Origin of the sequence: Mycobacterium sp. THU-M104 (genome assembly GCF_049197365.1) — a bacterium.
In the GTDB taxonomy this organism is placed as follows: domain Bacteria; phylum Actinomycetota; class Actinomycetes; order Mycobacteriales; family Mycobacteriaceae; genus Mycobacterium.
In genome coordinates this window covers 1-2,847 of the sequence record NZ_JBMIOP010000166.1, presented here as the reverse complement: position 1 = coordinate 2,847, position 2,847 = coordinate 1, and the positions used below count along the sequence as shown (strand labels likewise).

The window sequence follows — 2,847 nt, the reverse complement described above, 5'->3', positions numbered from 1 at the left end:
CCTCGTTCACCGACCCGTTCGGTCCGCCCTCACCGCTGGCCCCGTTGTCGGAGATCACCACGATGATGGTGTTGTCCAACTGGCCGGATTCCTCGAGGTAGTCCAGGATTCTGCCGATCTGGTCATCGGTGTAGCTCAGGAACCCGGCGAAGACCTCGGCCATCCGGCTGAACAGTTTCTTCTCTTCGTCGTTCAGCGAATCCCACGGCCGGGCCGTGTCCTGTAGCGGCCACGGCTGGCCCTCGGGTCCCGTCACGTCCGCGTACGGGTTGACCGCCGACAGATCGGTGTCCGGCGGCACGAGCCCGAGCGACTTCTGGTTTTCCAGCACGATCTCGCGGTACCGCTCGTAGCCCATGTCGAACGTGCCGGCGTAGCGATCGGCCCACTCCGTGAAGACGTGGTGCGGCGCGTGCCCGGCGCCCGGGCACACGTAACTGAACCACGGCTTGTCCGGGGCGATCACCTTGGCGTCGCGGATGAATTCGATTGTCTTGTCGGCGAGGTCTTTCGAGAGATGATAGCCGTCTTCCGGCGCCCCCGGCGGACTGACGGGGTGGTTGTCGTAGACGAGGTCCGGGTACCACTGGTCGGTCTCGCCGCCGAGGAAGCCATAGAACCGCTCGAAACCGCGTGAGGTGGGCCAGTGCCGCTTGGTCGACGCCAGGTTGGACTCTTCCAACGGGGTCAGGTGCCATTTGCCGATGCAGTACGTGTTGTAGCCGCGTTCGGCGAGCACCTCCGAGATCAGGGCGGTGTCTGCCGGGATGCGACCGTTGGCGTTGGGGAACCCCTCGGTGAACTCCTCGATGGTGGCCATCCCGACGGTGGTGGCGTTGCGTCCGGTCAACAGCGAAGCCCGCGTCGGCGAGCACAGCGCGGTGGTGTGGAACTGTGACAGCCGGATCCCGCGGTCGGCGATCCGCCTCATCGCCGGCATCTCGACCAGGCCGCCGAAACAATCCCACGTCGCGATCCCGATGTCATCCCATACCAGGTAGAGCACGTTGGGCGAGTTCTCCGGCGCCACCGGCGCAGCGAATGGACCCCAGTCCGGCTCGGAGTCCCGGATGTCCAGCGCGATCTTGCCGCCAAACTGCCCCGACCGCCCAGACTCCGCCGACTCACTCACCATCCTTCACGCTCCCCGCTCTCGGTACAGCCTGCCTCGCGTCGGAGCGTACACGGCCCCCACCGCCGCGCGCGGGAGAAGACACGAAAGCCCCGACACGCCGGGGCGCCAGGGGCTTTCGCTGCGGGTACCTCCCGCTTGCGGGGGACTGCTCGCGCGAGCGCGGGAGTGTTTTCGGCTACTTGGCCTTCTCCAGGATTTCCACCAGCCGCCATCTCTTGGTCGCCGACAACGGACGCGTCTCCATCAGCGCGACGCGGTCGCCGATGCCGGCGGTGCTGTTCTCGTCGTGTGCCTTGACCTTCGTGGTGGTACGGATGATCTTGCCGTACAACGGGTGACGTGCCCGGTCTTCGAGCTCGACCACGATGGTCTTCTGCATCTTGTCGCTCACCACGTAGCCGATGCGGGTTTTGCGCCGGCCACGGATCTTGGGGTTGCGCGGAGTGTGCTTGTCGCCCTTTTCGGTCTTGGCTTCAGCCATCACGATTCCTTACCATCGGCACCGTCGGGCCCAAAAGCCAGGCCCAGTTCTCGTTCCCGCAGCACGGTGTAGACGCGCGCGATTTCCTGACGCACCGTGCGGAGCCGGCGGTTGTTGCTGAGCTGCCCGGTCGCCATCTGGAAGCGCAGGTTGAACAGCTCCTCCTTGGATTCACGCAGGCGTTCGGTCAGCTCTTCGTCGGCGAGTTCACGCAGTTCGCCAGGCGAAATTCCCACTGCCATCAGAACTGATCCTCTCGGGTGACGATGCGGGCCTTGATCGGCAACTTGTGAATCGCTCGGGTGAGCGCCGCCCGGGCGGTCGCCTCGTTCGGGTAGCTCAGCTCGAACAGCACCCGTCCCGGTTTCACGTTGACCACCCACCACTCCGGGGAGCCCTTACCCGAACCCATGCGGGTTTCGGCGGGCTTCTTTGTCAGCGGACGGTCGGGGAAGACGTTGATCCACACCTTGCCGCCACGCTTGATGTGCCGGTTGATGGCGATACGGGCGGACTCGATCTGCCGGTTGGTGACATAGGCGTGCTCAAGCGCCTGGATACCGTAGTCGCCGAAGCTGACCTGCGTGCCACCGCTGGCGATGCCGCGCTGGCGGGGATGGTGTTGCTTCCGGTGCTTGACTTTGCGGGGAATCAGCATGATTCAGCTCTCCGTGCTCTGCGTTTCGAGGGGCGGTGCACCTTCGCCGGCAGTGGGCGCCGCGCCTTCGTCGGCGCCCGCGGCGCGCCCGGCCTCGGTGCTGGTCGCCGTGGTACCCGACGCCCCGCTGCGATGGGGACGGGTACCCGAGGGCCGCTCGCGGCGTGGTCGCTCGGCGCCGGCCGGCGCGGCGGCGGCCGATTCGCGCTTTCCGCCGACGATGTCGCCCTTGTAGATCCACACCTTCACGCCGATCCGACCGAAGGTGGTCCTGGCCTCGTACAGGCCGTAGTCGATGTCGGCACGCAGGGTGTGCAGCGGCACGCGGCCTTCCCGGTAGAACTCCGAGCGGCTCATCTCGGCGCCGCCGAGGCGCCCGGAGCACTGCACCCGGATGCCCTTGACGTTGGGTTGGCGCATCGCCGACTGGATCGCCTTGCGCATCGCGCGACGGAACGCCACGCGATTGCTCAACTGCTCGGCGACGCCCTGGGCCACCAATTGCGCTTGGGCCTCGGGGTTTTTCACCTCGAGGATGTTGAGCTGGACCTGCTTGCCGGTCAACTTCTCCAG

At 66.2% G+C, this 2,847-nt stretch carries 5 protein-coding genes; all 5 read right to left on the bottom strand.

Annotated features, from left to right (window positions below; genetic code table 11):
• The coding region (locus tag ACOJVU_RS13555; protein ID WP_421530243.1) for a sulfatase-like hydrolase/transferase at window positions 1-1,132 on the bottom strand (1,132 nt) is incomplete at its 3' end.
• Window positions 1,133-1,310: 178 nt separating this feature from the next.
• Window positions 1,311-1,616: a 30S ribosomal protein S17 gene (gene rpsQ, locus ACOJVU_RS13550; protein ID WP_421530242.1), complete on the bottom strand. Its 306-nt coding sequence runs from the start codon at window positions 1,614-1,616 to the stop codon at window positions 1,311-1,313.
• Window positions 1,616-1,858: a 50S ribosomal protein L29 gene (gene rpmC / locus ACOJVU_RS13545; protein ID WP_421530241.1), complete on the bottom strand. Its 243-nt coding sequence runs from the start codon at window positions 1,856-1,858 to the stop codon at window positions 1,616-1,618. The genes rpsQ and rpmC overlap by 1 nt, the downstream gene beginning before the upstream one ends.
• Entirely contained in the window at window positions 1,858-2,274 is a 417-nt protein-coding gene (rplP, locus tag ACOJVU_RS13540) for a 50S ribosomal protein L16 (RefSeq protein ID WP_421530240.1), read from the bottom strand. The genes rpmC and rplP overlap by 1 nt, the downstream gene beginning before the upstream one ends.
• A gap of 3 nt (window positions 2,275-2,277) precedes the next feature.
• A partial coding sequence (gene rpsC, locus ACOJVU_RS13535; protein ID WP_421530239.1) for a 30S ribosomal protein S3 occupies window positions 2,278-2,847 on the bottom strand: 570 nt, incomplete at its 5' end.

Bases quoted from the DNA above. Each gene is read 5' to 3' on its own strand.
- rplP (WP_421530240.1), bottom strand. From the start codon at position 2,274: ATGCTGATTCCCCGCAAAGTCAAGCACCGGAAGCAACACCATCCCCGC.
- rpsQ (WP_421530242.1), bottom strand. From the start codon at position 1,616: ATGGCTGAAGCCAAGACCGAAAAGGGCGACAAGCACACTCCGCGCAAC.
- rpmC (WP_421530241.1), bottom strand. From the start codon at position 1,858: ATGGCAGTGGGAATTTCGCCTGGCGAACTGCGTGAACTCGCCGACGAA.